The sequence below is a fragment of the Amycolatopsis sp. CA-126428 genome (genome assembly GCF_002904335.1).
GTDB lineage: Bacteria > Actinomycetota > Actinomycetes > Mycobacteriales > Pseudonocardiaceae > Amycolatopsis.
Map to the genome: position 1 here is coordinate 1 of NZ_PPHF01000174.1, position 24031 is coordinate 24031.

Consider the following 24031-nt stretch of genomic DNA (forward strand, 5'->3'; position numbering starts at 1 on the left):
GGAGCAGGAGTTCGGCAACTCCGTCATGGACGAGACCAACCTGATCACCAAGGGCGGCAACTACGGCTGGCCCGCCTGCGAGGGCACGTCCGGGACGTGCGGCACCGCCGGGTTCATCGCGCCCAAGCGGACGTACTCCACGGCGGACGGCTCCTGCTCCGGCATCGCCATCGTCCGCGACGTGCTCTACGTGGCCTGCGAACGCGGGACGCGGATGTACCGCGAGGTGATCAGCGGCAGCGACCTGACGAACGTCCAGGCGTACTTCAACGGCACCTACGGCCGGCTGCGCACGGTGGAACCCGCACCCGACGGCGGCCTGTGGCTGACCACGACCAACAACGGCGACAAGGACAGCATCCCCGACAACAGCGACGAGAAGCTCTTCCACGTCACCCTCGGCGGGTAGCCACGCGACCCACCAGCTGGCCGGAACGCCGCAAGGGACCCGACCTCCCTTGCGGCGCTCCGCGCCTCCCAGCGCAGCGAACTTCCACGCGCTTGAACGCAAGCGACAGCCTCACCCAATGACCAGCACACCGGTCCGGACAAGACACCACTTGTCAGGTCTGGACCAATTACACGGCGATGATTGACACCCATGGAACCCGGGGTGAAACTAGTTCAAAGAGCCTTGCCTTCCCCGCACCGCCGCCCGACTCGATGACGATTCGATGGCCCACAGGTCCGTGTCACAGCAACCTGTAACGGCAAGAAACCACTTGGGGCCGGGCCCTGATCCGCCGACAGCCTGAGTGCTATAACGACAACGCCAACAAGCTTGGAGATCTCCATGCGCACGCACAGACGTGATGTTGCCCGGCGATCGCTTGAGGCCACGTGCCGCCCTGCTATGAAACCTCGGCTAGCACCCAGCGTACTCCTTGCTTCCTCCTCTTTGAGGACCGCCACCCGCCGCTCAGTTCGCCGCGGTGAAACGAATCCGTAAACCGCTCACTGCCCGGACGTGCCATCGATCAGCAACGTGACTGTCCGCTTGGGAATTGTCGAAACCCGAATGACGTCCACTCCACCCACCGCGAGTACGAGGACAGAAAGATGAACGGATTCAGAGCGGTCTGCGCCGCCATCACGGCACTCACGTGCGCGGCCGTACTGCCGGCGGTGGCCGGCGCTGCGAACGGGGGCGCAACCGCCGCGGCGGCATCCACGCTCCGGGTGCTTCCCTTGGGCGATTCGATCACCTGGGGAATCGGCAGCAGCACCGGCAACAGCTACCGCTCCGCCCTGTACGACCAGCTGCGGTCCGAAGGGCACGCCGTCGACATGACCGGCAGCGTCCGCAACGGCGACATGGCCGACCCGGACAACGAGGGCCACTCCGGCTGGCGGATCGACCAGATCGCCGGCATCACCGACTACACCCTTGCCCGGTACCGGCCGAACGTCGTCACGCTGGAGATCGGCACCAACGACCTGGGACAGCAGTACCAGGTCCCCACAGCACCGGACCGGCTGCACGCGCTGATCGACCAGATCACCCGCGACGCGCCCGACGCGACCGTGCTGGTCGGCTCGCTGATCGTCTCCACCAGCTCCACCGAAGAACCACTCCGAGGCCCCTTCAACGCCGCGATCCCCGGCATCGTCCAGTCGGAGCAGGCGGCGGGCCGGCACGTCCGCTACGTCGACATGAGCGCGCTGACCCCGGTTGACCTAGCCGATGCTTTGCACCCCAACGATACCGGCTACCGGAAGATGGCCGACGCGTTCAACGCCGGGATCCAGGCAGCCGACAACGCCGGGTGGATCAAGCCGCCGGGCACGGTCGGCCGCGCGGTGCACTCCGGCGTGGCGGGCAAGTGCCTGGACGTGAACGCCGGTAGCAACGCCAGCGGCACCATCGCGCAGATCTGGGGCTGCAACGGCACCGTCGCCCAGCTCTGGAGCAGCTTCACCGACGACACCCTGCAAGCGCTCGGCAAGTGCCTCGACGTTACCGGATATGGCACGGCCAATGGCTCCCCCGTCGAAATCTGGGACTGCCACGGTGGTACCAACCAGCAGTGGCAGGCCTACAACGGCGGCTACCGCAACCCGGTTTCCGGGCGCTGCCTCGACGACCCCGCCTCCTCCAGCGTCGACGGCACCCAACTCGTCCTGTGGGACTGCAACGGCGGCCCCAACCAACAGTGGACGGCCGACGCGGCCTGACACGTCACGGCCCGGCCCGGCGCCGGCGAAGTAGCTCGGGGCGAAGTCAACGTGCGTGCGACACCCACAGGCGACCACACGCAGAAGTGTTTTCAATTACCTACTGGATGATTGACCGCTCGAACTGTGACTGTGGCGAGGAACGCAGCAGGTTCATGATCTCTTGGAGACTGCCGGGATGGCTAAGTGGACTAGGTTTGGACAGCGGCGCCGGAGCACGTTCGTCACCGCGTGTGCGGTGCTGCTGGCGCTGGTTTCCGGAGGGTTGGTTGCCACGCCCCAGGAGGCGTCCGCCCTTGGGCTGGGCGATGCGGAAGCCATGTACAACGCGTTCAACAACGCCTTCCTGGTGAGATCCGGGGGCGATGTCTACTACAAGGCAGCATTGAACGACGGAAAACCTGACGGAACGTGGGCAGGGTCGCTCGACATTCTCGGAGCCGAAGATGCCTATGAATGGACCGGTGATGTCGCGAAGAAGGCCTTGATCAACGATCTCCTGACGACGTGGCTGAAGAACACTCCGCCGCCGTGGAGCTGGGACGGCTGGAATGACGATATCGGCTGGTTCTCCCTAGCGCTCGTTCGCGGCTACCAACTGACGGGCAACGCTACCTTCCTCGCCCAGGCAAAGTACGGCTTCGACTACGCCTACGGCCGCGGGTGGGACACCCAGTACAACGGCGGCGGCATCTGGGAGGAGAACCCGGAGTACGCGGCACGCGAAAACCCGCCGCGTGATCCGGCGAAGGAACCTTTGTCGAACGACAGCCTCGGCAAGGTCGCATGCATGATTTACCAGAGCACCCATGACGCAAGTTACCTGACGAAGTGCCGCCAGATCTACGACTGGGTTTGGAGTCACCTCTACAACGCAGGTAACGGCCAAGTATACGCAAGGGTCGACCGGAGCGGAAACGTCAACACATCGACGGCTGCGTACAACCAGGGCACCTTTGCAGACTTCGCCAACCTGATCTATGAGATCACTGGCGACGGCAATGTTTACAACGACGCGAAGAGAGCGATCGACTACGCCCGGAACAACCTGACCGTCGGCGGTATCTTCAGCAACGGCGCAGACTACCTCAACACCTGGGCGGACGAAATGGCGCGCGGCGCCGGACATTTCGTGCGAGACAACCGTCAATGGGACGACTACTACGACTGGATGGTGCAGAACGCCAACGCCATCCAGGCCAACCGTCGCACGGACCTCGGTATCACCTGGAACGCCTGGGACCGACCCACATCATCCGATAACAAGCTGACGGCGAACAAGTTCGTCAGCGCGATGGCGTGGCTCCAGTTCACCCCAGCCACCCGGCCCAACAAGATCGCCGGCATCCACGTCATTACCAACCAGAAGACCAGCTTGGCCGTAGACAGTGCCGGCACTTACGGAAACGGCAACGGAGTCGTGCAATGGGGCACGAACTTCGGCCAGAACCAGCGATGGCTGTTCACCCAAAACTCGGACACCTCGTGGAACATCATCAACCTCTCGACCTGGGAAGCGCTGGACTGCCCCGGCGGCTCTGCCCAAGACGGCCTGACGATGAACCAATGGCAGCCCAGCCGTGATGCCAATCAGCGGTGGTGGGTGGATGAACAGCCGGACGGGACTTTCAAAATCTGGAACCAGGCGAGCGCTAAGGCGCTGGACGGTGCTTCGTCCGCGACCAACGGTGCACCACTGATCCAGTACGCCTGGAACGGCGAGACGCAACAGCGCTGGATTCTGCAGTAACCCCTCTAGTGAGTGGTTCGCGGCCGACACGGCGTCGACCTGCGGCCCAGCGCACATCCAGTCCCTGACCGTGACGTCATCGTTCGCGACGCCGGCAGGTGCCTACACGGCGCCTGCCGGTGCGTGCGGCGATCTCGGGCGAGGTCCACCCCGTGCGAGGAGTTGACTGGGTCGCGGTGGGGAGTCGGGCGCGGACGGTCTGGCATGACGCGGGGGCAGTGAGGACGACAGGTATCCGCGTCTTCAGGCCGCCGCAATCGCGGCGATGCCGCAGAGCACGATCACGGACCCGGCCAGCCGGCGAACGGCGTCTTGTTCGCCCAGCACCAGCCACGCGGCGAGGCTGCTTAGCACGATGCTCAGCTCCCGCGCGGGCGCCACCAGGCTGACCGGCGCCATCGTCAACGCGAACAGCACCAGAATGTAAGCGACAGGTGACAGCAACCCGACGAACACCACCTCACGGCGATGCTCATACCAGATCCGGGACACGTCGGCACGGCCGGCCAGCGCGCCAGGTAGAATTATGACGCTCTGGACCAGCGAACTAATGCCGAAGTAGACGACCGGCGGCGCCCCGATGCCGGTCACTGAGTGCGCGTCCCACAGCGTGTAGCCGGCGATGCACGCGCCCGTCAGGAGACCATAGAAGACCCCTGCGCGGCGTGCTTTCGCGGCGCCCGGGTTTGCTGTTACGGCACCACTGCGGCCGGTGCTGATCACGAGTACTCCGCCGACCAGCAGGAACGCCCCGAGCAGGCCGAGCCAGCCCGGCCGTTCGCCGAGCACGACAACGGCGGCCAGCACCGACAGCAGCGGTCCCGTACCCCGCGCGACCGGGTAGACGACAGAAAGGTCTCCGACGCGGTATCCGCGCTGCAGCGCGACTCCGCAGGCGACGTACAGCACCGATGTGACCACCGCCGCCAGCAGCCAGCTCCACTGAGGCCGTTGCGGCTCGACCACCAGCAGCACGACCGTCACCGGTAGCAACGCGACCGCGGACACCGTGCAGTAGAGCCAGACGAACTGCGTGCCGCCGGACCGGATCCGCTTGGCGGCCAGGTTCCACGCGGCATGCACGACGGCCGCAACGAGAACGAGGGACAAGGCGGTGGCGTTCATGGGGCCCCTTACAGGCTTTCGCGCGCGGACTCAGCATAGGTGCTGTTGGCTTGTCGATCACGTGGGTCCGGGGTTCACCGGACGGTGCGCCGACACCGGTCGAGCGCGTCATGAGGTTCTCGACCAGTCAGCTCACGGTGCATCTTGAAGGTTGCCGAGTGGTTACGTCGATACGGAATGCGAAGTTCCCACCAACCGAACACGAAGCAGCACCTCGGCTGCTCCTCAACGAGTACTGAGAGTCCACCCCGGCGGTCGCCGCCTCACCACGGACGGGACGCGCCGGCCGGGCACCCGAACAGTCGACGCTCCGTACGACTTTGCTGCTGTCCTCACGTATCGGCGGCAAGCCCGCACCTATGCGCTACCGAATGGCGGTCTCGCTGCTGTAGCCACACCCCGAACCAACGACTGGTCTGGCGAGCACCAGTTCGCTCGCTTCACATTGTTCGGTGTTGTGTCTTGCTGGAAGGGTTGACAGCAAAACAAACACAACCGCACACTGAAAACTTACTTCCCGGCGGCGCACGGTCGCTCCTCGTGTCGAGCAGGCTCTCTGCCGTCCCCTCACGGCGAAGGATGGTCCTATGCACCGGATCGCACATCTTGCTCCCGTACTGGCGTTAGCCGCCGCGTCACTGATGGTCGGCGCCGGTCCGGCTGAGTCCGCAACCACGACCATCACCGTGGACGGCACTCAAGGCGGCCGGACGTTCGACGGGATCGGCGCCATCAGCGGCGGCGGAGGCAACTCACGGCTGCTGACCGACTATCCCGCGGCGCAGCAGTCGCAGATCCTGGACTACATGTTCAAGCCCGGCTACGGCGCGAACCTGCAGTTGCTGAAGCTGGAGATCGGTGGCGACGCCAACTCCACCGATGGCTCCGAGCCCTCCATCGAGCACACCAGGGGGCAGATCAACTGCAACGCCGGCTACGAGTTCTGGCTGGCCGAGCAGGCGAAGGCGCGCAACCCCAACATCGGCCTGTATGGCCTGGCCTGGACCGCCCCAGGCTGGATCAACGGCGGTTTCTGGTCCACCGATACGATCAACTACCTGATCTCCTGGCTCGGCTGCACCAAGCAGCACGGCCTGAACATCAAGTACCTCGGCGGCTGGAACGAACGCGGCCACGACGTCAACTGGTACATCCAGCTGCGCTCAGCTCTGAACAACGCCGGCTACGGCAGTGTGCAGATCGTCGGCGACGACTCCGGCTGGGGCGTCGCGGACGACATGTCCAAGAACGCCGCGTTCGACAACGCGGTGTCGATCGTCGGGGTGCACTACTCCTGCAACGGCGGCGATGGCGGTGACGCGACCTCCTGCCAGAGCACCCAGACCGGCCGGAACCTCGGCAAGCCGTTGTGGGACAGCGAAAACGGCTCCCAGGACATGAACACCGGCGCCCCCGCGCTGATCCGGGCGATCACCCGCGGCTACGTCGACGCGAAGATGACCAGCTACTTCAACTGGCCGCTGATCGCCGCGATCTACCCCAACCTGCCCTACAGCACCGTCGGCCTGGCCACCGCCGGATCGCCGTGGTCGGGCAACTACACCATCGGCGCCAGCACCTGGGCCACCGCGCAGGTCACCCAGTTCACCCAGCCCGGCTGGAAGTTCATCGACTCCGCCTCCGGCTACCTGGGCGGCTCGGAAGCCAACGGCACCTACGTCACCGTCAAATCCAGCACCGGCTCCGACTACTCCACCATCCTGGAAACCACGACGACCACCTCCGCGCAAACCGCCAGCTTCCACGTCCAAGGCGGACTGTCCACCGGAACCGTCCACGTCTGGGCCACCAACGTCAACTCCCCCAGCGCGGCCACGTCCTTCGTCCACACCCAGGACCTCACCCCGTCCGGTGGCTCATACTCGCTGACGATGCAGCCGGGCTACGTCTACACCGTGACCACCACCACCGGTCAGGGCAAGGGCACCGCGACCGCACCCGCCGCCCAGGCCCTCGCCTTGCCCTACAGCGACAACTTCGACGCCGACGTCAACGGCACCGAAGCGAAGTACCTGTCCGACATGCAGGGCTCCTTCGAAGTCCAGCCCTGCACCGGCCGCTCCGGGCAGTGCGTCCAGCAGATGGCGCCGGTCAAACCGATCGAGTGGCAGGACGACTCGGACTCCTACTCGCTGATCGGCGACACCCACTGGTCGAACTACACCGTCAGCTCCGACGTCCTGCTGCGCGGCGCCGGCACCACCGAGCTGCTCGGCCGCGCCAACACCCAGCTGCGCCCGCAGTCGCACATGAACGCGTACTACTTCCGGATCCGCGACACCGGGCAGTGGTGGATCGAAAAAATGTACACCGACGGCTCCAACCACACCCTGGCCACCGACACCACCACCGCCCTGGGCACCGGCCAGTGGCACAACCTCGCGTTCACCTTCCAAGGCTCCACCATCAGCGCGAAGGTCGACAGCCGGGAGATCGGCTCGGTCACCGACACCTCGTTCCAGTCCGGGCAGGCCGGGCTGGGCATCCAGGGCTACCGCACCGACCAGTTCGACAACCTGTCCATCACACCCGGTTCCGGTGGCACGGGCGGAACCGTGACCGGGCCCATCCCCTCCGCCCTGAACACCGCGAAGTGCCTCGACGACTACACCGCCTCCACCACCCCCGGCGCCGTCGTCGACATCTGGGACTGCAACAGCTCACCCGCCCAGCAGTGGACCGTCGGCAACAACGCGGTCACCATCAACGGCCTGTGCCTCGACGTCGTCGGCAACGCCACCGCCAACGGCTCAGCGGTGGACCTGTGGACCTGCAACGGCGCCGGCAACCAGCAGTGGACCGTCAGCAACGGAACCCTGCTCAATCCCGCCTCCGGTCGTTGCCTCGACATCCCCGGCTTCACCACCGCCAACGGGACAGCACTCGACATCTGGGACTGCAACGGCGGCGCCAACCAGAAATGGAACATCCCCGCATCATCGTGAACCAGACCAGCCGTGATGCCCTGATCTAGATCGGCACCTGCTCCGACCAATGGTCCGGTTGGGCGCGTCCGCACGGACTTGCGCCCAACCACCTCGCCCACTGCCCGCCAGAACACGGAAGTCGATGTGCACCGGGTCAAGCAACATGTGCGGGCGATGCTGGGCACCGGCCGGGTCAACGTCGAGGCGAAAGCCTTCTGCAGCGGCTTGGGGATCAACTGCCAGGTTCCTCGCCGCGAGCTTCCAAGCAACCCGTGCCCGGTCGCTCGCGGTCGTCGATGGTGCGAAGCTCGTCTTGACGACGGCCGGTTCGGCGCTGGTCATCGTTCTGTTGGCGAGCCTTCGACGAGAACGTGCTTCCAGCGGCGCTGATCTCTGCCTGAGAACGGAGCGGGTCCGTAGCCGCCCCCAGAGGGACCACGGACCCGCTCAGGCCGCCGCCCCCGTTGCCTGGCCGCTCCCGGGGACCACGGACTTCATCAGGCGGCCGAGAACGACCGCGTGGTCGGCGAACCGCTCGTATAGACAGCTCATTGCAGCGACGTCTCCGGGCTCGCGCAAGTGGCCAGGATCCGGCGTAGATTGGCAAGATCGTCCTCGACTCTGATCGCCCCGCGGACATGCATGTCGTTGTCGGCGGCCAGTTCCACCAGCCACACCACGATCCGCCCCAGCTCGACGAAGTCCGGTGTCACCGCGTGCGGCACGACCGGATGCGGATAGCAGCGCTGGACGGCGCGGGCGACCTGAAGGACAAGGCCGCTCAACCCTCCAGTTCGGTCGGTGCGTGGATCGTGGCGAGCACCGTCACCGCCGGCGCTCGTAGCGCCAAGACCGTGTGCACCCGCCCGATCAGCTCTTCGCGTTCACGATCGAGCCTTACCGAATCGGCCACGAGGTCGTCCGCCAGTGCGACATCGGGCTCCTCCGGGGCAACGGTAGCGCGCTCCATCGCGGCCGCGGTCGCCCGGGTCTGCCGCACCAGATCGCCGGTGGCGGATTCGTGGGAGGAGTGGCTGCGCATGCCTCCACACTGTCCAACCAGACGGCCGCGTCCAGCAATTTGACGGGAATCCAACGCCGGTGGGCGGAACGGGTCAAGATGCCGTCAGGTCAGCCGCCGCAGTGTGAAGAAACCATGCCTCAGGGCGGGCGCACGCCCGCGGTAGCACGCCAGCAGCGCGGCCTCGGTCCGCGCTTCGAACGAAGCGTCCGCCCGCCGCGAGGCGCGGTCCACCACGAGCGCGAACGCCACCGCGACGACGACCATCGCGATGAGCGTGATGACGTTCTGCTGGGCGTCGACGGTCAGGGTGTATAGCGGCGGGGTGAAAGAAGACGTTCAACAGCAGCGCGCTCGCGAAGTGGCGAACAGCGCGAGCACGCCCAGTCCACCTCATCCACCCCGGTGCCGACACCGATCTGCAGCGGCCAGCATCGACCCTCGGCTCCAGTCGACCATGACGATCCGGTAGCCGGACGCGCCCATCCTCTCGACCGGAACAGCAACACTAAAGCCGTGTACATGCCCCGAAATTGTTCAACAGCCGCCTGGCGAGATCCAGGTGTTTCTTGTCTGGATAGCCGGTAGTCGGCGACACCGGGAGTGCCCAGGATGGATGGTGATCGCTTCCGGCGAAAGGACCACCGATGCCCCACCCGCGAGCCCAGTTCGTGCTCTTCGACGGCTTCGACCCACTCGACGCCATCGCGCCGTACGAAGTCCTGTCCGCCGGACGCGATTTCCTGGGCGGCGCGCTCGATATCGAGTTCGTGTCCGCAGAGGGCCCGCGGAACGTCCTCTCCGGAACCCCCGGCATCACGCTCACCGCCACCGCCACCCTGGACCCGACCACCTCCGGATACGTCGTAGTCCCTGGCGCGGCCGGCCCAGTCGACGGCGACCCGGACGAAATCGACGCCATCCCCGTGCTGCTCTCCCGGTTCGCGGCGAGCGCCGCCGCCCCGCTGCTGCGCGAATGCCTCGACAACGTCGCCGTCACCGTCGCTACGGTCTGCGGCGGCTCGCTGGGGATGGCCATGGCCGGGCTGCTGAAGGGTCGCACCGCAACCACGCACATCCTGGGCGTCGAACTGCTAGCTGCGGCTGGCGTCACCGCCGTACGCGCCCGTGTCGTCGACGACGGCGACCTCATCACGGCCGGCGGCGTCACCTCCGGTCTCGACCTCGGGCTCTACCTGCTCGAACGCGACTTCGGGCCACGAATCGCGCACGCTGTCGAAGAACTGTTCGAATACGAACGCCGGGGCACCCCCTGGAAGAACACCGGGCTCGCCACGACGGGAGCCGCGCGATGACCGACATCACCGGAAACTGGCACCTGCACATGAAGACGCCAATCGGCACCATCGACGCTCATGGCACACATCGCCGGGTTGAGCCTGAAGTATCGCTGGGCAGACTGGGACCGCTCGGAACTCACTGCAGAGAGCACCAAACATGTGTCGATCTGGGAGACAGACCCCGAGTAAGCAAGAGTGCACTACAAGCAACCTGCCCGGACTTCCACGGATTCTCGAGGGCTCGACTGGTCGGTTCAGACTGGTCCCGATCGCGCGTTCAGCCGAATCTAGCTGAGCAGATCCAGGAGCATGCCGACGCCCGGCCGAGTGGCTGACCGGCACTGGAGTGACGGTCAGCCACCTGGCCGAGTCGGTGCCTTACGACCGCACACTTCAGGGCCAGGCGCGGCCTACTTACTAACGGTGACCTCGGTTGGACTCCCCCGGCCAGGTCGCATGCCCAAAGCCGCCGGCGCACCACCTTAGAGTCGCGGCATTTCAGCTCTGCAGCAGCCGGGCCACCGATTCGCGTAGCGAAGTGGTGGGCCTGCCGGCGAGTTTACTGAGGTCGCGAGTGTCGCTGGCCAGTTCACCATCGTCGATGCCACGATCGGAGTCGACGAGAATGGCGGCGAACCCCTCGGGTACGCCTGCGTCTTCGAGGATCTGCTGGTGCTGCTCGGCGGACACGGTCTGATAGGTGATGGTCTTTCCCGTGGCAGCGGAGAGTTCTGCTGCGAAGTCGACGTAGCTCCAAGGCTCGTCGGCCGCCAGTTCATACGTCCTGCCTTCGTGGCCCTCGGTCGTGAGAACACCCACCGCGGCGTCGGCGTAGTCAACGCGCGGCGCACCGCCCAGCTTGCCTTCGGTCGCGCTGCCAGCGAAGGAGCCGGCTTCCACGGCGTGGGCGACTGTTGAGGCGTAGTTCTCGGTATACCAGCCGTTCCTGAGGAACGTAAACGGAATGCCGGACTCTCGGATGACCTGCTCAGTAGCCTTGTGGTCGGCAGCCATGAGCATCTTCGTAGTGTCGGCATTGAGGATGCTGGTATAGACAAGATGCCTCACGCCCGCCGCTTTCGCGGCCCGTACGACCGCTGCGTGCTGGGCCACGCGCTGTCCCACCTCGGAGCCGGAGATGAGCAAGACCTTGTCCACCCCCTCGAAAGCGGCGATCAAGCTTACCGGGTCGCCGTACTCGGCTTTCCTGACCTGCACGCCGCCGACGGCCAGTTCGGTCGCTTTGCCGGGAGTGCGGACAGCGGCAACTACCTCGTTTGCCGGAACTTTCTGAAGCAGGCCTTCGACGACCAGCTTGCCCAGGTGCCCGGTGGCTCCGGTGACGACGATCATGGTGCTGTACTCCTCGCGAAAGATTGGCGTTACTCCTCAATATCACTCATTGGGCGAAGATTCGAACAGATAGTGAGTACCGTCACCGAGATTGTGTTTGAAGGAATAAACAGGTGAAAGCGGCCCTGGACGAGCTGGGCCAGTCTGGTGGGTCAACCCGTTCTTCCGTCACGAAGTCGGCATTGACGATCGGTACAGCGCCTCCGAGACGGCGTTGTGGAGAGCCTCGTCGAGCCCACCGAAAACGTCCTTGAAGCGGGCAACGACGTCGGGCCCCGCCCCTTCGGGAGATCCGGCGGCGAACGGTGGCTGAGGGTCGTACTCCATCGCCAGCTGTGCGAGCTTCGCCGTGTCCTCTCCGAGGACATGGGCGATCAACGCGAGCCCGTAGTCGATGCCTGCTGTGCCACCTCCGCCGGTGATCCTGTTCCGGTCGATGCACACACGCTCTCTCGACACCTCGACACCGAACCGGGCGAGCTGATCACGCGTGGCCCAGTGCGTCGCCGCGCGGTAACCATCGAGCAATCCCGCGGCAGCGAGCGCGAGCGCACCGGTGCAGACGGACGTGACGTACGTGGCTGTCGCGCCGCGTTCGGCCAGGAAGTCCATCAGAAGTCGATCGAGCAGAACGTTTTCCACCGCTCCGCCTGCCACGAACAGGATGTCGAGTCGCGCGGGGCACTGACGCAGGGTCGTGGTCGGCAAGATAGAGACGCCGGTGTCGGACACGACAGGGTCAGATGATTCTGCGATCAAGTGGACCTTCATCCCTGCGGCCGTGAAAGCCAGCTGCGGGCCGATGAAATCGAGCGATGTATGACCGTTGTAGACGAGTATGCCGATTTCTAGCGAGCGTGAACTGCTTGCTTGTGTGTCGTCGCGCGACATTGTTCGGTTCGCCATGTCATCCAACTCCTATACAGGGTTGCGAAGGGATCTTGCTGCACCACGCGACACGTGCGTTCTGGCCTCATTTTCCAAAGAGTCGAGCCCCAGTCGTTTCGGCGTGGCGAAACCAGTCTCTCGTTGTCGACGACCGAGCGTCGGTCGCGACGATGCCACAGGCGTAAACACGTCCAGTCTCATATGGTGGGCCGTTGTGGGCACCTTGAGCGGGCAGTTCAACGGTAGCTGCGCGGAAGGTTCAACGGAACCGGCCGGACTGCCATGATCCAACGGATTCTCGCCAGGTCGTCTTCCGGCCGGAGCCGCCCGCGGCTTGGGCGCGGCCATCGCCCGGCGCCTGGGCGCCCAGGGCCACCACGTGATCGTCAACCTGGCCAGCCGGAGCGCCCGTGCTCGGGGACGTCGACGTCGAACAGCACCTGGCCGTCCGCGGTCTCCCGGACGTAGTCTCTCGAGCATCCGCTCATCTCGCCGAGTGCGTCGCCGATCCCGGCCGCGGCGAGGATCCGCGCGGACTCGTCGTCGAACGGTACTGCCCGCGGCATCGGTACGGCCGGGGCCAGCGCTCGAGCACGGTCGCCCGCCAGCCCTGCCGGGCGAGCAGTGGCGTCACCACCTGACCGACTGGGCCGTAGCCGACTACGAGCACGTCTGCGTCCACGGCCGACCCCTTCACGCCGGCCGCGGAGGATGTCCGCCAGCGTCTCGTCGTAGTCCGTCTGCGCGACCAGGCCCCGGATCGTGTCGCGGGCCGCCGTCGACGGTGAGCAGCCGGCGGCCGATGAGGTCCGCTGGCCGGTGTCGAAGCACGGCCGCGCAAGAGGGTGCCCGCGCTCAGCACCGGCCGGCGCCGGTCACTTCTGACGTGCGACGCCGTCGCAGACGAAACCGAGCAGGCGACGCGCGTCGCCCGGGTCACCCCCGCCGGCGTGCGCGACCGCCGCGACGAGGGCCATCAGCTCGTCCGCGTGCAGATCCGGGTGCGCGGTCCCGGCAGCCTGTGCGTCGTGCAGCAACGGGACGGCGGCGTCGTCGGTCATCCGATGCCACTCGGCCACCTGGGGTGTTCCGCCGTCGCCGCCGAGGTGGTGGGCGTCGGCGAACGCGTCCCGTAGGCCCCTGCTGCCGCTGATGTGCTCGACCACCGCGCGCAGCCAGCCGAGGAGCGCCGCACCGGGCGGTTCGGTGGCACGAACCTCCGTGGCCAGCTCACAGAGCGCGCGGATGCGTTCCTCGTACACCGCGTCGATCAACTGCCGCCGGGTCGGGAAGTGCCGGTACAAAGTCGCGTTGCCGACCCCCGCCGCGCGGGCGATGTCGTCCAGGGACGCACCCGCGCCCTCGGCGTTGAACGCGCTTTCGGCGGCCACCAGCAGGTTCTGGCGGTTGCGCCGGGCGTCGGCGCGCGGCCGCGGGTCGGGCATCGGACACCTCTTGCCGATCTGGGGACAGTCCCCGTATCGTACCGGCAACGAAACGGGGACGATCCCCGTTACTGCGATCCGAGGAGAGACCCATGACCCCACCGCCGAGCCCCGCCGAAGTGAACCGGGCGATCCTCGCCGCCCGCGCCGCCGGTGACTTCGAAGCCGCGGCGAACTACATCGCCGCCGACTCGCGGGACCAGGGCAGGCACGTCACCCGGGCCGACTGGCGCCGGAAGTGGGAGGGCCTGTGGGCCGGCGTCCCGGACTTCGACGTCGTCGTCGAGTCCAGCGTGGAGAACGGCGAATGGGTGGCCAACCGCTACACCGTGCGCGGCACCCACACCGGCGACTTCTTCGGCCGCCCGCCGACCGGGCAGCGGTTCGAGGTCACGGGCATGGACATGATCCGGGTGGTCGACGGCCACCTGGTCGAGCACTGGATGGTCGCCGAATCCTTCTGACGCCAGGGCGCCCGGCCGCTCACGATCCGGGAACACCGGCCCGGGCGTGGACAGGCCCGCCCGTGCGAACACATGCTTGGCCCGTGGCAGCACCCGGCAACGCGGCACCCCGTCCCAAGGAGGCCGGCCGTGCCCGCGCGTGACACCGACGTCGTCGTGGTCGGCGGCGGCGCCATGGGGTCGGCCGCGGCGTGGCAGCTCGCCGCCCGCGGAGTCGGCGTCCTCCTCCTGGAACGGTTCGCCACAGGCCACACCCGGGGCACGTCGCACGGCGCCTCCCGCATCTTCCGCCTCGCCTACCCCGATTCCGGCTACATCGGACTGGCCCGGCAGGCCGAGGCGCTGTGGCGTGAGCTGGAAGACGTCTCCCGCACCGATCTCCTCACCATCACCGGCGGCGTCAGCCACGGGCGCACCCCGGACATCGGCCGGGTCGCCACCGCGCTTGAGGCCGCGGGGCCTGCCCGCCGAACGGCTCTCGCACGGCGAAGCCGTCGAACGCTGGCCCGGGCTGCGGTTCGACGGCGAGATCCTGCACCTGCCCCACACCGGGCGGCTGCGCGCCGACAACGCGGTGTCGGCGTTGCAGGCCACCGGGACCACGACGTCTCGGTGCACACGATCGAGAGAGCACCTACCGCGCTCGCGCCGTTGTCGTGGCGGCCGGGGCCTGGACCACGACGCTCCTCGACGGGCTCGTCCCCCTGCCCCCGTTGCGGGTGACGCAGGAACAGCCGGCGCACTTCGCGCGTCGCAGGACGACCGTGGCGGGTTGAGGGGCTCAGCTACAGCCGCTGGCTGCGGGAGCGTGCCGGTCGAGCGTGAAAGGTTTCGGAGCGGTAAAGGGAACCCGTGTGTTTGTCTGCGGCGGTCGTCCACGTTGGCGTCACCGGCAGGGTGGACTTCGCCGCCGAACCGCAGCCGGGCCGGGTGCGCTGTTTGAAGGTTCTGGGCGCGGAGCCCGGTGGACCTCAGGAACGGCGGCCGCGGCGGCGCTGCTCGACCTGGTCTTCGAAGGTCAGGCTGCGTTCTGCCGCATCCAGCAGCTGGTCGTCGGTGATGACGTCGACACTACGTTTCACGATGCCTTGCGCCGTCGGGGATCAGCCGGTGGCAGATTCGTCCGGCGCTACCGACTGAGTCATCGCTCGGGCGCTCCCGAGGTAGGACGCGGGATCACACAGATCTCTGATCCGATCGGCTCCGAGGAAGTCCACAATGTCGGCTTCGCCAAGCAACACCGCTGTGAGGTCGCCGCCGGTGTCGATCGTCTGGCTGCAGGCTGCGTAGACGACCTCGTGGGCGCGGCGACGTCCCAGTTCAGGAGCCAGCGCCATCATGACCGCTTCCGCGACGATGAGCCCGCCGCTAAGACCGAGGTTGGCGCGCATCCGGGCGGTGTCGACGTGCAGGTCCGACATCGTGTGCACCGCTTGGCGCAGGGACGAGGCGAGCAGGAGGAATGCTTCCGGGACGACTGCCCACTCGACGTGCCACGGCCCGGTGGCGCGTTCGAAGTCCTGCATCATCGCGTCGAGCATTGCCGCGGCCTTCCCCCGGAGCAGCTTCGCGGCCGCGACCATGAGCTCGCTGGAGATGGGGTTGCGCTTCTGCGGCATCGTCGAGCTTGCGCCGCGGCCCGGGACGAACGGCTCGGCCAACTCGCCGAACTCCGTCGAGCACATCATCGCGACGTCGGCACCGATCTTCCCGAGCGTCGCGCCAACGGACGCGATCACTGTGACGATCTCCGTGAGACCGTCACGCGTGACGTGCCAGGTGATCTCCGGATCCCCGAGGCCGAGCTCGGCGGCGAGCTCACCGCGGACGCGCAGGCCCTCCGGCCCCGTCCCCAGCGACGCGAGCGTGCCCACAGCACCGCCGAACTGCACGACGAGGTTCCGCTCCCGAACGGTCGCGAGCCGTGTGGCGTGTCGGTCCAGCGCCGAGAGCCACACCGCCACCCGATAGCCGAATGTGACGGGCAGAGCGTGCTGTAGGTGGGTTCGGCCGGCAGTGACGGTGTCCTCGTGTATCTCCGCGAGCCGACGCAGGTGGCCCCGCAGCCGGTCGAGGTCTGCGGCAATGAGGGAGAGACCGGCGGCGCACTGCAGGATCACGGCAGTGTCCATGATGTCCTGGGTGGTGGCCCCCCAGTGCAGATAGCCGCCGGCATCACCGCACTGCTCGGTCAGCTGGGCGATGATCGGCAAGATCGGATAGCCGACGATGTCGGTCTCGCGCCGCAAGCGATCGCGGTCGAGAAGTGCGGCGTCGCACGAGGCGGCGATGCTTTCCGCCGCGGTGCGCGGGACGAGCCCGACCCGGGCCTGCGCCGCGGCCAGTGCGACCTCGACTCGGACCACGGCCTCGACGAACGCCTGGTCGTTGAAGATCGAGCGCATCTGCGACGTCCCGAACATGTCCCTGAACAGGAAGGAGTCGAACACACTGCTGCTGGTCATCGGGAACTCACGTTGATGGCGACGTACTTCTCCTCAAGGTACTCAGCGATGCCGGAGTTGCCGCCCTCGCGGCCGACGCCGGACTGCTTGACTCCACCGAACGGCGCGCTGGGGTCGGATACGTAGCCGCGGTTGAGCCCAACCATTCCCGACTCGATCCGCTCGCTCATCCGCAGCGCCCGGTCGAGATCGCGGGTGAACAGGTAGGCGACCAGTCCGAACTCAGTCCGATTGGCTTCCTGCAGCGCCTCCTCCTCGGTGGTGAAGGTGTTGACGGCCGCGATCGGGCCGAAGATCTCCTCCCGTGTGATCCGCGCGTCCTTGGGGATGTCGGTCAGCACGGTGGGGGGATAGAAGTAGCCAGGGCCATCAGGCAGCTCACCGCCGGCGCGCACGAGGGCACCGGCCGCAACGGTCTCGTCGACCAAATCGGCGACTCGTCGCCGCTGCCGTTCGTCGATCATCGGGCCGAGGACGGCGTCGGGATCCGTGCCAGGGCCGACGCTGATCGTGGCCATCCGCGCAACGAGCTTCACGCTGAACTCCTCAGCGACGGTCGCATCGACGTAGAACCGGTTGGCCGCGATGCAGGCCTCCCCGACGTTGCGCAGCTTGGCGGTCATCGCACCCTCCACCGCTGCATCGATGTCAGCGTCCCGGCAGACGATGAACGGCGCGTTCCCGCCGAGCTCCATCGATGTGCGTAGCACCGTGTCCGCGGCCTGGGAGAGCAGGAGCCGCCCGACAGGGGTGGACCCGGTGAACGACAGCTTGCGCAGCCGGCCGTCGCGCAGGAGCAGTTCGGTGATCGCGCCGGCCTGGGTCGTCGGCACGACGTTGAGCACGCCGTCGGGCAGGCCGGCCTCGGCCAGTAGCGAAGCTAGGGCGGCCGTCGTGAGCGGCGTCTGCGCCGCAGGCTTGACGATCATGGTGCAGCCGGCGGCGACGGCCGGTCCGATCTTGCGGGCCGGCATCGCCAGTGGCGCGTTCCACGGGGTGATCAGCAGGCAGGGGCCGACAGGTTGCCGCATGACGAGCACCCGGGCCGAACCGTCCTCGCTGACCTTCCAGCTGCCGTCGATGCGAACGGCTTCCTCGCCGAACCAGCGCAAATATTGGGCGCCGTAGTCGACCTCGGCCCGGGATTCGACCAGCGACTTGCCCATCTCGAGAGTGATAAGCAGCGCGAACTCGTCCCTGCGCGCGATCAAGAGGTCGTGGGCTCGGCGGAGGATCTCACCACGTCGCCGCGGTGGCACCCCCGCCCAGCCTGTCTGAGCCGCGTCAGCAGCGTCGAGAGCGGCGAGGGCGTCGGCCGGCGTGGCGTCGGCCACCGTGCGCAGCGTCCGGCCGGTCGCCGGGTCCTCCACTTGAAACGTGCCGCCATCGGCGGCGGCGCGCCAGCGTCCGCCGATGAGCAGCCCGCTCTCGACGCGTTCAAGCACCTCGGATTCGGGAACTGTTGCGATCACGGAGTTCATGTCTCTTCCTCGAACGATCAGGCTGGGATGCGGGGATCAACGCCGGAGGGCCCGACCGAACGGGCACCGTCCCGGACACCGGGTCGATGCGAGACAGTGCTCGTCCGGTCGACTTCTAGAGCTGTCCGATGGACGGGCGGCCTGGCGTCACTTGTCGAGCGCGGCGATCATGGCGTCGGCCATGGGTCCGCTCGAGGCCGGATTCTGGCCGGTGAACAGATTGCCGTCCTGAACGTTGTATGCCTGGAAGGCCGTGCCACCGGAGTGCTGCGCGCCCTTCTCCCGCAGCGTGCTGGCCAGCAGCCACGGAGCTCCCTCGGCGGTACCGAACAGCAGCTCCTCTTCATCAGTGAAGGCGGCCATGCGACGCCCGGCGAACAACCAGTTGCCCTCGGCGTCAACGGCCGAGAGGAGCGCCGCAGGACCGTGGCAGACAGCGCCGATCAGAGTGCCGGCTGCGTCGGCCGCGGTGAGCAGGCGCCCAAGGTCGGCGTCCTTGTAGAGGTCGACGACGGGGCCGTGCCCACCGGGCAGGACGACGGCGGCGTAGTCGTCGATGTCGATCTCACTGACCGGGAGCAGCGCTCCGAACTCGCTCAGGGCCTTCTGCGCGTGGACGACGAAGTGCGGCGCCTCCTCGCCGGCGATCGCCGGGTCCGCGCTGTGCTCGTCGAGCGGCTGCAGCACCCCGCCCGGCGACGCGAAATCGACGGCGTACCCCGCGTTCACGAACTGCTCGTGCGGCGCGGCGAGCTCTTCGGCCCAGTAGCCGGTCGGGTAGGCCGACCCGTCGATTCGCTCCCAGACGCTCGCGGCGGACATGATGATCAGGACCTTGCCCTTGCTCATGAGGGATTCCTCTCGGGTGGTGTGGGTGTAGACGGGTCAGGCGGTGGGGTGATCGGTCGTGGGCGCGGTCTGCGCGGTGGCGTCGAGGTTCACGCGCAGGGCCTCGACCTTCGCGGTGGCGTAGGCGTGCGCGTCGGACCCGAGCAGCTGGCGAAGCGCGCCTGCGCCACTGACGACCTGGTCGATGATCGCGGCGGCACCCTTGACCGGGTCACCGAGCTGGCTGCCCTGCAGGTCCAGGTGGCCCTGCGTCATCTCCCGGATCGCCGGGTAGGCGTCGGTCGTGTCGGCGGGCAGCGCGAGCGAGTCCTTGGTGAGGAAGTCGGCGCGGAAGTAGCCAGGCTCGACGATGGTGACCTTGACCCCGAAGTCCGCAACCTCGGCCGCGAGGGCCTCGGTCAGACCTTCCAGCGCGAACTTGCCCGCGCAGTAGAGACCCCAGCCCGGGACCGCGGTCAGCCCGAGGATCGACGAGACATTGACGACGTGCCCGCTCTTCTGCTCGCGCAGGATCGGCAGCGTCGCACGCAGGACGTTCCACACCCCGACGACCTGCACGTCGAGCATGTCGCGGACCTCGCGGGCGCTGGTCTCCTTCACCGCGGCCAGGAAGCCATAGCCCGCGTTGCTGACGACGACGTCGAGGTTGTCGAAGCGCCCGATCGTCTGATCGACGGCCTGCTTGACCGCGGCCTCGTTCCGCAGGTCAACGGTGAGGGGAAGCAGTCGCGTCGTGTCGACGCGCTCGCCGATGGCGGCCAGCCGGCGATCGGTGGACCGGGTGGTGGCCGCGACGTTGTCGCCGCGCTGGAGCAGCTGCGTCACCAGCTCCAAACCCGGACCGCGCGAAGTGCCGGTCACGAACCAGGTCGCCGGACGATCCGACGGGAAACTCATGGTGGTCCTCAATTCGAAGTTCTCGAAGGCGCCGACCGGCTTGGTGTCCGTTCTGGCGCCCCTTCAGATTGGTGCGCCGGAACGGGCCGTAGGGGCTCATCTCAAGCCCTGAGCAACCGAGGACTCGGCGACCTAGGACGCAGAGGTCCACTTACGAGCTGTCGGCGTCAGGAAGAATGGGATCTGTGCCTGAGACGAACCGCGAACTTGCCGATTTCCTGCGGCGTGCGCGCAGCCAGAGCGACCCCACGCGGGCCGGGCTGCCGCCCGACGGGCGCGTGCGCCGTGTTGCCGGTCTCCGGCGCGAAGAGGTCGCGCTGCTGGCCGGGGTGTCCACCGACTACTACGCCCGCCTCGAGCAGGGCCGTCGCATCACGCCCTCTCCCGCCGTGGTCGAAGCGATCGGGCGTGCACTGGGGCTCGACCAGGCCGGTCGGGCACACCTGCAGGACCTCATCGGGAGGACATCCGCCCCGGCGCGGCGGCGATCCCGTGCCGTCCAGCGTGTGCGCCCGGGGCTCTACCAGTTGCTCGATGCCCTCGACGGTGAACCGGCGCTGATCCTCGGGCGCCGCACCGACGTGCTGGCCGCCAACCGGATGGCGGCAGCCCTGTTCACCGACTTCGACCGACTGCCACCGGCGCAGCGCAACTACGCCCGCTGGATGTTCCTCGACGACGAGGCCCGCTCGCTCTTCGTCGACTGGTCCGACCAAGCGCGCGCGGCGGTCGAGAGCCTCCGGCTCGAAGTCGGCCGTGACCCGGACGATCGGGGCACCGTCGAACTCGTCGCCGAGCTGCGCGAGCACAGCCACGAGTTCGACCAGTGGTGGGAGCAGCACCGCGTCCACCAGCGGACCCACGGCTCGAAGCGACTGCGGCACCCAATGGTCGGCGACCTGACCGTCGAGTACGAGACGCTCGCCCCGCCCGGCGACCCGGGCACGACGATCTACGTCTACACCACCGAAGTCGACTCGCCCTCACGGCGGGCCATGGACTTGCTCGCAAGTTGGACGGCGACCGGCGGACCGGCTAGGGAGAGGCTCACCCCGGGCGGCAGACCGGACAATGGCTAACCAGACCGCGAACCGCCCGTACTCTTGGCTCGTCAGCTGTTTACGTCGCCGGCCGTTGCTGGTGACCGCGATGTGGCAGGCCGCGCCCGCGATCCTGTCCGCATCGGCGGTGAAGTCGAAGATGGTGTCGCTGGACCCGGCGTTCGACGAGGCCAATTACGGCTGTGCGAGCGTCCGTTAATTCCTGACTCGGCTCGGGCATCGCGTCCGCGTCGTCGGCCACAACGGTGGCGACATCACCCTGGCCCTCGTCATTTTCGCCGCGCAGCCGGTGAAGAGCTCCACCGTCGGCTGACCTCGGGCTGCCGCGACGAATCTGCTGTACGGAGACGTGAGGAAATGGGCGTTTGTGAGACGCTCGCGAGTCGCAAGGCCAGGCGGACCCTGGGGAATACCAAGACCCTGGCCTCATACATGTCCTGGTGCCGGAGCCCGATCGGGGGCTTGGTGTCGCCGGCTAGCTACGGGCATCGTGGACGATCGGGAAGCGCTCGAATCTCGGGTGCAGCTGACGGTGAACGTACCGCCGGGCAAGTACGCGGTCACATCAGACCGGCAGAACCAGGCCGAGATCGTCTCGGCCCTTCCAGGATCGTTCTGTTCGTGCGTCGCCGCCGTTCTGCGTCCGGTGGCACGACTGCTGCGGCCCTCGCGAATTGCCGGTTCCCGCACAGACCTTCTTGCGCCTGCTCGGTGCCCACCCGGCCTGCGAGTTCGACTTGGCGGCCGCTGCGGCCGTGGCTGGTGTCCCGCCGACGCGGGCGCGCCGGACCGTAGATGACCTCGGTGCCCTGCACCCGCTGCGGCGTGTGGCCGGGAACTGGCTGGCACGTCACGACCTCGTCCGCGCCTACACCGCCGAACTCCTGGACGAGGGTGATCCGGCCGACCGCGCGGCTGCGTGCCGTACTCCGCGAGTGTTCACATCCGGGTGAACGTCCGGCAGTAGGCGATCGGGCTGATACCGGTTGGCTTTGCGGAAACGGGCACGGAGGTTGGCTGCGGTGCCGAGGCCGACCCACCGGGCGACCTCGTCAATGCTGCCGGCACCGGATTCAAGGAGCTGCTTAGTACTCCAGCCGCACTTCGTGATCAGTAGCTTGTCTTCGCTGGTAGTGGGCTTGTCGGGCTCGGGGCTGGTGGCGTCGGCGCCAGTGTGACCAGGCCCAGGTCGCGAGGCGGTCGAGCGGGGTGGTGATCAGGTGTGCCAGGAGACGCTTGACCTCGCCCAGCGTGATGGGGATGAGGCCGCTGCTAGGGCTTTGGGGGCCATTGCGGCGGTAACGGCGAGGTAGGTGTGGGCGAGCATGGCCAGGGTGATGTGCCGGTACCAGGCGTCGTAGCGGCGGACCTGGTACTGGTCCAGGCCGACGTCGGTTTTCGCGGTCTGGAAACAGTCCTCGATCGCCCAGCGTGCACCGGCCACCCGGATCAGATCTTTATCGGTCGTTCCTGTTGGGGCGCAACACAGGTAGTAGGCGATCTCGTGCTTACCCTTGGCGTTGCCGGTCAGTGAACGGCGGGCCAGCAACCAGCGCCCCCAGCCGGGCGGGGTGGTGTCGGGATAGGCAGGCAGTTCGGCGACGGCCCAGTCGAACATTCGTGGTCCTTTGGCGCCGTCGCCGCAGCTGCGGCGTTTCCACGCCTCGGCGCGTGCGTGGGCGACGAGCGCGTCGGCGCGGGAGGTGCCAGCCACCGCGGGGATGGTCTGGCTGCTGGGCACAGCCACGACGTAGCCGATCCGGCGGTCTTCCAGCCAGCGACGGAATTTCGAGTCGCCGCCGTAGGCCTCGTCGGCGGTGACCCAGGTGGCGGGCACGCCGGCGTCCAGGGCGCGGGCGAGCATCCGCTGCGCGAGCACGGGCTTGGTCGCGAACTCGACCTCGTCGGGAACCGCCGCCTCGCGACAGCGGTCCCGATCGGCGGTCCAGGATTTCGGCACGTACAGCTCACGGTCGATCAAAGTCCGGCCTTTGCTGGTGGCATAGGCACAGAACACGCCGAGCTGGCAGTTCTCGATGCGTCCGGCAGTGCCCGAGTACTGGCGTTGCACACCGGCGGATCTGGTGCCCTTCTTCAAAAATCCGGTCTCGTCGACGATCAGCACACCGTCACGCTCACCCAGATGGTTGATCGCGTAGTCGCGGATGTCGTCACGGACACCGTCGGCGTCCCAGGTTGCCGCGCTGAGCAGGCGTTGCATCCCGTCCGGAGTGATGTCACCGGCAGCCTCGGCCAGCGTCCAGCCGTCTTGCCGGCCAGCGGCGCCAACAGACCACGCACGTAGGCACGGGCCCTGCGCCGAGGCTGAGCCCGATGGAACCGCCCCGCAACCTCCGCAAACAGGTCATCCAACCCGGACACCCAGGCGGCCAGGTCATCATCAGTCACCACAAGATCGACACACTACACAGCGTCCATTACAAAGTGCGGCTGGAGTACTAGCCCTCGCGCCGGCCACGAGTTCGAGATTTTCGGTGTGACCTCGCCGAGGGTCGGCGCCTGCTCGAGGACGGCATTTGTGATCCCGGGAGAGATCCATGGGCCGCGGGTGATCTTCCGCTGCGGGTTGATCAAGGAATTGAAGGCGCGGTCGATGTCCGGAACGCCGTGGCGGATCGGGACGAGGGCGATTTCGAGGATTGCTTCTCCGGTGGGGTCCTGAGGTCCGCTGCCTTCGAGGTCGACGGCGACCAGGTTGGCTTCGGTCCAGAGACCGGTGTAGTTGGTCACGGCAACTCCACCCGACTCGTCGCCGACCGGGCCTGCGGGCGCTGAATCAGCCAGCCG

At 67.2% G+C, this 24031-nt stretch carries 23 protein-coding genes and 1 pseudogene; 9 read left to right on the plus strand and 15 right to left on the minus strand.

Annotation, left to right across the window (positions count from 1 at the left end):
- The 3 genes from C2L58_RS45120 to C2L58_RS45130 all read left to right on the plus strand — a co-directional run.
- Window positions 1–409: PQQ-dependent sugar dehydrogenase (locus tag C2L58_RS45120; RefSeq protein ID WP_146073807.1), on the plus strand; the 409-nt coding region annotated here is incomplete at its 5' end.
- A 779-nt stretch (window positions 410–1188) separates the two neighbouring features.
- Entirely contained in the window at window positions 1189–2175 is a 987-nt protein-coding gene (locus C2L58_RS45125) for an SGNH/GDSL hydrolase family protein (protein WP_199191735.1), read from the plus strand.
- Window positions 2176–2413: 238 nt separating this feature from the next.
- Window positions 2414–3925, plus strand: a complete 1512-nt coding sequence (locus tag C2L58_RS45130; protein ID WP_158264251.1) for an RICIN domain-containing protein — start codon at window positions 2414–2416, stop codon at window positions 3923–3925.
- A 243-nt stretch (window positions 3926–4168) separates the two neighbouring features.
- Here C2L58_RS45130 and C2L58_RS45135 read toward each other — a convergent pair whose 3' ends face one another.
- Window positions 4169–5050 carry a DMT family transporter gene (locus C2L58_RS45135; RefSeq protein ID WP_103343768.1) on the minus strand — a complete coding sequence of 294 codons (882 nt, stop codon included), beginning with the start codon at window positions 5048–5050 and terminating at the stop codon, window positions 4169–4171.
- A gap of 686 nt (window positions 5051–5736) precedes the next feature.
- Here C2L58_RS45135 and C2L58_RS45140 point away from each other — a divergent pair.
- Window positions 5737–8016 carry a ricin-type beta-trefoil lectin domain protein gene (locus C2L58_RS45140; protein ID WP_233226291.1) on the plus strand — a complete coding sequence of 760 codons (2280 nt, stop codon included), beginning with the start codon at window positions 5737–5739 and terminating at the stop codon, window positions 8014–8016.
- Between the two features lie 530 nt (window positions 8017–8546).
- Here C2L58_RS45140 and C2L58_RS45145 read toward each other — a convergent pair.
- The 3 genes from C2L58_RS45145 to C2L58_RS45155 all read right to left on the minus strand — a co-directional run bounded on the left by C2L58_RS45145 (window position 8547) and on the right by C2L58_RS45155 (window position 9328).
- Window positions 8547–8783 carry a hypothetical protein gene (locus C2L58_RS45145; protein WP_103343770.1) on the minus strand — a complete coding sequence of 79 codons (237 nt, stop codon included), beginning with the start codon at window positions 8781–8783 and terminating at the stop codon, window positions 8547–8549.
- Complete coding sequence (locus C2L58_RS45150) at window positions 8780–9040, minus strand: hypothetical protein (protein WP_103343771.1); 261 nt, start codon at window positions 9038–9040, stop codon at window positions 8780–8782. Before C2L58_RS45150 ends, C2L58_RS45145 begins: the two co-directional genes overlap by 4 nt.
- A gap of 84 nt (window positions 9041–9124) precedes the next feature.
- A complete protein-coding gene (locus tag C2L58_RS45155) occupies window positions 9125–9328 on the minus strand; it encodes a hypothetical protein (RefSeq protein ID WP_103343772.1) in 204 nt (67 codons plus the stop codon).
- Window positions 9329–9666: 338 nt separating this feature from the next.
- Between C2L58_RS45155 and C2L58_RS45160 the strand changes: the two genes are divergently transcribed.
- A complete protein-coding gene (locus tag C2L58_RS45160; protein ID WP_103343773.1) occupies window positions 9667–10335 on the plus strand; it encodes a DJ-1/PfpI family protein in 669 nt (222 codons plus the stop codon).
- Between the two features lie 483 nt (window positions 10336–10818).
- On the opposite strand, the gene C2L58_RS45170 is transcribed toward C2L58_RS45160, so the two are convergent.
- The 5 genes from C2L58_RS45170 to C2L58_RS45185 form a co-directional block, all read right to left on the minus strand.
- Window positions 10819–11673 (minus strand): SDR family oxidoreductase, encoded by an 855-nt coding sequence (locus tag C2L58_RS45170; RefSeq protein ID WP_103343774.1) that lies wholly within the window; start codon window positions 11671–11673, stop codon window positions 10819–10821.
- Window positions 11674–11841: 168 nt separating this feature from the next.
- The gene (locus C2L58_RS45175; protein ID WP_233226292.1) at window positions 11842–12579 is read right to left on the minus strand and encodes a DJ-1/PfpI family protein; all 738 of its coding nucleotides are present in this window, start codon (window positions 12577–12579) and stop codon (window positions 11842–11844) included.
- Between the two features lie 368 nt (window positions 12580–12947).
- Window positions 12948–13127: a hypothetical protein gene (locus tag C2L58_RS51135; protein ID WP_233226293.1), complete on the minus strand. Its 180-nt coding sequence runs from the start codon at window positions 13125–13127 to the stop codon at window positions 12948–12950.
- Window positions 13046–13501, minus strand: coding sequence for an FAD-dependent monooxygenase (locus C2L58_RS51655; protein WP_369904380.1), 456 nt, complete (start codon window positions 13499–13501; stop codon window positions 13046–13048). Before C2L58_RS51655 ends, C2L58_RS51135 begins: the two co-directional genes overlap by 82 nt.
- The gene (locus tag C2L58_RS45185) at window positions 13437–14006 is read right to left on the minus strand and encodes a TetR/AcrR family transcriptional regulator (RefSeq protein ID WP_103343776.1); all 570 of its coding nucleotides are present in this window, start codon (window positions 14004–14006) and stop codon (window positions 13437–13439) included. The genes C2L58_RS51655 and C2L58_RS45185 overlap by 65 nt, the downstream gene beginning before the upstream one ends.
- Before the next feature lie 92 nt (window positions 14007–14098).
- Between C2L58_RS45185 and C2L58_RS45190 the strand changes: the two genes are divergently transcribed.
- Both C2L58_RS45190 and C2L58_RS45195 read left to right on the plus strand, forming a co-directional pair.
- On the plus strand, window positions 14099–14470 hold the full coding sequence (locus C2L58_RS45190) for an ester cyclase (RefSeq protein WP_103343777.1): 372 nt from the start codon (window positions 14099–14101) through the stop codon (window positions 14468–14470).
- 129 nt (window positions 14471–14599) lie between these two features.
- Entirely contained in the window at window positions 14600–15193 is a 594-nt protein-coding gene (locus tag C2L58_RS45195) for an FAD-dependent oxidoreductase (protein WP_233226294.1), read from the plus strand.
- Between the two features lie 380 nt (window positions 15194–15573).
- Here C2L58_RS45195 and C2L58_RS45200 read toward each other — a convergent pair whose 3' ends face one another.
- The 4 genes from C2L58_RS45200 to C2L58_RS45215 all read right to left on the minus strand — a co-directional run bounded on the left by C2L58_RS45200 (window position 15574) and on the right by C2L58_RS45215 (window position 20162).
- Window positions 15574–16935, minus strand: a complete 1362-nt coding sequence (locus C2L58_RS45200) for a class-II fumarase/aspartase family protein (RefSeq protein ID WP_103343779.1) — start codon at window positions 16933–16935, stop codon at window positions 15574–15576.
- Window positions 16932–18404: an NAD-dependent succinate-semialdehyde dehydrogenase gene (locus C2L58_RS45205; protein ID WP_199191739.1), complete on the minus strand. Its 1473-nt coding sequence runs from the start codon at window positions 18402–18404 to the stop codon at window positions 16932–16934. The genes C2L58_RS45200 and C2L58_RS45205 overlap by 4 nt, the downstream gene beginning before the upstream one ends.
- 159 nt (window positions 18405–18563) lie before the next feature.
- A complete protein-coding gene (locus tag C2L58_RS45210) occupies window positions 18564–19265 on the minus strand; it encodes a type 1 glutamine amidotransferase domain-containing protein (protein WP_103343781.1) in 702 nt (233 codons plus the stop codon).
- Between the two features lie 36 nt (window positions 19266–19301).
- Complete coding sequence (locus tag C2L58_RS45215; protein WP_103343782.1) at window positions 19302–20162, minus strand: SDR family oxidoreductase; 861 nt, start codon at window positions 20160–20162, stop codon at window positions 19302–19304.
- Between the two features lie 176 nt (window positions 20163–20338).
- Between C2L58_RS45215 and C2L58_RS45220 the strand changes: the two genes are divergently transcribed.
- Together C2L58_RS45220 and C2L58_RS49025 are read left to right on the plus strand one after the other, a co-directional pair.
- Complete coding sequence (locus C2L58_RS45220; RefSeq protein ID WP_199191736.1) at window positions 20339–21241, plus strand: helix-turn-helix transcriptional regulator; 903 nt, start codon at window positions 20339–20341, stop codon at window positions 21239–21241.
- Window positions 21234–21422 (plus strand): hypothetical protein, encoded by a 189-nt coding sequence (locus C2L58_RS49025; protein ID WP_146073809.1) that lies wholly within the window; start codon window positions 21234–21236, stop codon window positions 21420–21422. Before C2L58_RS45220 ends, C2L58_RS49025 begins: the two co-directional genes overlap by 8 nt.
- 911 nt (window positions 21423–22333) lie before the next feature.
- On the opposite strand, the pseudogene C2L58_RS45225 reads toward C2L58_RS49025, so the two are convergent.
- Both C2L58_RS45225 and C2L58_RS49030 read right to left on the minus strand, forming a co-directional pair.
- Window positions 22334–23632: pseudogene (locus C2L58_RS45225) on the minus strand (IS701 family transposase).
- 15 nt (window positions 23633–23647) lie between these two features.
- Window positions 23648–23974, minus strand: coding sequence for a 3'-5' exonuclease (locus tag C2L58_RS49030; protein WP_199191737.1), 327 nt, complete (start codon window positions 23972–23974; stop codon window positions 23648–23650).
- Between the last annotated feature and the right edge of the window lie 57 nt (window positions 23975–24031).